We start from the raw sequence: 4,547 nt of genomic DNA, 5'->3' as shown, positions 1-4,547 counted from the left end.
CCTTCACTGACTTTCTCGTTGATGTAATCAACTTCACCTTGAGGAAGTTGAATAGGTTTACGTCCACATTTTTGTTTGTTTTCTTTGTATTCTAGATAAATATCGATCGCTGTTTTACCCGTTTTCAACTTCCTGATTACTCTGTAGACTGCTTCATGACCTCGCTTAAGCTTTTTAGCAATCTCGCGACCACTGAGATTAATGGCAAAGTATTCTTCTATGAATATGAGTTCTGTTTTGGTAAGATGGGTGTACGACATGTATGGTGCACTCTCCTTAGCTTTGGTAGGTTAATTTGAGTGTATCATAACATGTCTTTTTTCTGTCTCGCTTAATTATACAATCCACGCTATTTTAATTGTGTGTCATCCATCTACCCGGATTGTGCCTGAAACCACCTCATCATACCGTATGGCATAAAAGCCTTCTTCTTCGGACCATTCCGCGTACACGATGTCTTCTATCGAATCATATCCTAATTTTGCCAGCTCTTCCTTTACTTGTTCATCGTCCATGTTCCAATTTTCAAGCACCGCTTCTTCCAATCTTCCTTCATCCACTATCAACAAACTGAACGCTGTCTCAACATCTTTTTTCTGCATCACACTCAGCTGTCCGCCGGTTTCCAACACGGCATATTGAGCGTTACGAACAGAATAACATCCCCCCTGCCGCAGCAGTTCTCGGATCTGTTCCATTTCCAATTTATTTTTGTGGATTTCCTCTAAAACTAACTTTCCATCATAAATCAAAACAGCCGGTTCGCCTTTAAGCCACTTATTGATTCGATTACTTTTGTGAGCTGTCCACTCTACCAAATAAATCAATACAGCCCAGAGTGCAAACCCCAATAATAAATGTCCGATACTTACCTGGTCATCGTAAATCGATTCTTCTAAAATTCCGCCTAAAACAAGCGTATAGACAAAATCAAATGGGGTCAGTGCGGAAAGACTCTTTTTTCCTAAAAATCGGACTACCACCAATAAACTTAATAATCCAATCATCAGTTTAGATATAACCGACCATACTAACAATTCCAGCCCTTCTTTCATGCAACATATTTTTAATTTTTCTTTTGATTCATCGTCTTCACTTTAACCTCTTTGGCTCATTTATGTCCATCTTTACGCTTCTTCTGCTTCATTCTTTTGTCACATTTACTTTGCGTCCATGTTTCACTTTCTTTAAAAAATTTCATTTTTTGAGGCTTTTTGATATAATAAGCCGAGCTATTATAGCATCATCAACAGACTACTTTATGAGGTGACTACATTTGAAAGGATCTGACGACAAAAAGTCTTTTTCTTTATGGAAAAAAATTAAAGAAACAGAGACATTTAAGCAACTTGAAGAAGACGTGAAGTCAATGTCGGATGGGTTGAAGGATATAAAAAAGCGTCCTTCTTCCGCCAATGAGTCTTCTCAAACAGAGGGCTCCCAGCAGACGGATGATTCTGTAGCGGTGGACAACCGGCAATCAGAAACAGTCGTTAGCACCGAGCAAGATTCGAATCAGGCAGGTGTCACTCGGAAAAACCGTAAAGATCAAACTGCCAAGAAGGAAAAACTGATTTCTTTTGGAAAGAAGGCCTTCCATTATTTTGACATCAGTTATGGGGTCATTAAGTCTCTTGCCATTTTCTTTATTGTGTTGGCTGTTTTAGGACTGGCATTCGTAGGAGGAACCGGCGTTGGCTATTTCGTTTCTCTGGTTTATGGGAGAGAAATCCCTCCTCACGAAGAAATGGAGTCAGAAGTGACTTCTGTCAGCTCCAAATCCACCATTTTTTACGGAACCGGCGAAGTGCTCAGTGACGTGCGTTCTGATTTGAAGCGTACTCCTATTCCAATTGACGAAATGTCCCCTCATGTGTTGGAGGCTGTCGTTGCGACGGAAGACGAATATTTCATGGAGCATAAGGGGATCGTTCCAAAAGCCATCGCCCGTGCATTGATTCAAGAGTTTGCCGGCTCCCCTGTTACATCAGGCGGTTCCACGCTGACACAGCAGTTGATCAAGCAACAGTTGTTGACAAACGAAACATCTTTCGAACGAAAAGCCAATGAAATCATGTTGGCGATGCGTTTGGAAGACACGATGGAAAAAGAGGAAATTCTCGAAGCATATATGAATGTCTCGCCTTTCGGACGGAATAACCGAGGCGAAAACATTGCAGGAGTTCAAGAAGCCGCCCGTGGAATTTTTGGCGTCAACGCTTCAGAATTGACAGTGCCGCAAGCTGCCTTCCTGGCCGGTTTGCCGCAAAGCCCCATCTCCTACAGCCCATACACTCAATATGGCGAAATTAAGGAAGAGTTGTCTGCCGGGATTGAGCGGCAGAAAAACGTGCTCTTCTTCATGTACCGCGGAGGTTATTTGACCGAGGAAGAATATGAAGAAGCAAAAAATTACGACATCACTCAAGATTTCATCAACCGAGAAAACGTAGAAGAAAACAAACAAGCTTTCCTTTACGATTCAGTGGAATTGGAAGCACGTGAAATTTTGATGGAATTGGCCGCTGAAGAAGCCGGTTTAACCATGGCAGAGATTCGAGAAAACGACGAATTGTACAACCAATACTACGAAGACGCAGACCAAGAACTCCGCATGAACGGCTACAATATCTATACAACCGTTCATAAAAACATTCATGATGCCTTCCAACGTGTCGCAGCTGAACACGGCGATAAACTAGGGTCGCCTCGAGATGTTTACTGGACCGATGAAGAAACCGGCGAAGATTATCATATGGTGGAACATGTGGAGAACGGCAGTGTGCTCCTCGACAATGCATCCGGACGAGTTATTGCCTTCGTCGGCGGTGTCAATTACGACGAGAACCAAGTCAACCATGCGTTTTATATCAAACGTCAGCCCGCTTCCACATTGAAGCCGTTGATTGTGTTTGGTCCGGCTTTGGAACTCGGCGTCATCACTCCGGCCAGTATGATCAAAGATTCGGAAGTTGAAGTGCCTAGCGGAAGCGGAAAACCGCATAAACCAAGAAACGTCGGAGCCACAACGAACCGGTGGATGACGGCCCGTGAATCTCTGGCTGTTTCGCAAAATATTCCAGCAACGAAAATCTTTATGGAAATGTATAAAAAACATGACCTGAAGCCATTCCTGCGCAATGCCGGCCTAGGCCCTGACTCTTTCCCAGATAATGTTTTCAACTATGCTTCACTAGCTATCGGTGGTGCCGGACAAGCTTCTGTATTGGAAATGGCCGGTGCCTTCTCCAGTATCGCCAACAGCGGAACCCACGTTGAGCCCTTCTTAATTGAACGGATTGAAACAAAAGGCGGCGACGTGATTTTTGAACATGAACAAGCTTCTGCCGAAGTTTTCTCTCCTGAAACGGCCTTCCTGTTGCAGGACATGCTGCGCGATACCAATGACACAGGTACTGCCCGCGGAACCGAAGAGCGTTTGAACTTTGAAGCAGACATTATTTCCAAGACGGGTACCTCCAATGACAACCGGGATGTTTGGTACTTGGCCAGCACACCGGAAGTCACATTGGCTTCTTGGATGGGCTACGACAACAAAATTAAGTTCAATGATTTGCGCACTGAAAATGGACAATACCCTGCTCTGCGCAACCGGATTTTTTGGGCACATTTGATGAACGCGTTGCATGAAACAAATCCAACCATTATCGGTGCGAATGCAACGTTCCAAAAACCAGATACCGTAGTGGAAGAAGAAGTCTTGGCCGCTACCGGAATGAAACCTGGAAAAGTCGAACTCCCAGATGGTTCTACAACCAACATATCCGGTGAAACACGTAAAGAATTCTTCAATAAAAAATTCGTCCCTGGGACCACCACTTATGACTTTGGTATCTATGCTAAAGACAGCGAATTGGAAGACTTCTGGAAAGGTTTCGACAGATCAGACTCTGATCAAGATTCCAATAATGAAGACGAAGGTTCTGATAACTCCGAAAACAATGAATCGAACGAGGAAGAAACAAACGGCAACAACGAGTCAAATAATGAAGAAGCTCCAGAAGAAGAACGTGAATAGTGTGCTAGAACACGAAAAAGGAACTGCTCTCGTGAGCAGTTCCTTTTTTATTTCCATACCCGTATTTCTTCAATAAAAAAAACCCCTATTCTATCTACACAGATGAACTGCACCCCAATTGTTAGACACAACTAACAATTGGAGGTGCAGTTTTTTATGGCTAAGTTTACAGCTGAAGAAAAATTACAAGCCGTTCTAAGGTATTTGAATGGCAATGAAAGCTTCAAAACAATCGCTCAATCAATCGGGGCTGATGATAAAATTATTCGAGTTTGGAAGAAACAATATGAACATAACGGTGTAGAAGCGTTTATAAAACGATATACAAACTACACCCCACAGTTTAAACTAGATGTACTAAACTTCATGATTGAAAACGGTACGTCCTTCAATGAAACAGCGGCTATTTTTGGTATAGCAGCTCCATCCACGATTCTACAGTGGCGAAAACAGTTTGAAACAAAAGGATTCGATGCCCTTCAATCAAAGAAAAAGGGGCGTCCATCTA

General features: G+C 43.0%; 3 protein-coding genes and 1 pseudogene. 2 read left to right on the top strand and 2 right to left on the bottom strand.

What is annotated here, in order from left to right:
- Nucleotides 1-260, bottom strand: a pseudogene (locus G470_RS0111300) (IS30 family transposase); the annotation flags it as partial.
- 105 nt (nucleotides 261-365) lie between these two features.
- Nucleotides 366-1,037: a DUF421 domain-containing protein gene (locus G470_RS0111295; RefSeq protein ID WP_028274886.1), complete on the bottom strand. Its 672-nt coding sequence runs from the start codon at nucleotides 1,035-1,037 to the stop codon at nucleotides 366-368.
- Between the two features lie 239 nt (nucleotides 1,038-1,276).
- Between G470_RS0111295 and G470_RS13550 the strand changes: the two genes are divergently transcribed.
- Both G470_RS13550 and G470_RS0111285 read left to right on the top strand, forming a co-directional pair.
- Nucleotides 1,277-4,039, top strand: coding sequence for a transglycosylase domain-containing protein (locus tag G470_RS13550; protein ID WP_051258566.1), 2,763 nt, complete (start codon nucleotides 1,277-1,279; stop codon nucleotides 4,037-4,039).
- A 156-nt stretch (nucleotides 4,040-4,195) separates the two neighbouring features.
- The coding region (locus G470_RS0111285; protein ID WP_028274885.1) for an IS3 family transposase at nucleotides 4,196-4,547 on the top strand (352 nt) is incomplete at its 3' end.

Source organism: Atopococcus tabaci DSM 17538, assembly GCF_000429585.1.
GTDB lineage: Bacteria > Bacillota > Bacilli > Lactobacillales > Carnobacteriaceae_A > Atopococcus > Atopococcus tabaci.
The sequence above is the reverse complement of the archived record's forward strand: the minus strand, read 5'-3'. Positions and strand labels throughout refer to the sequence as shown.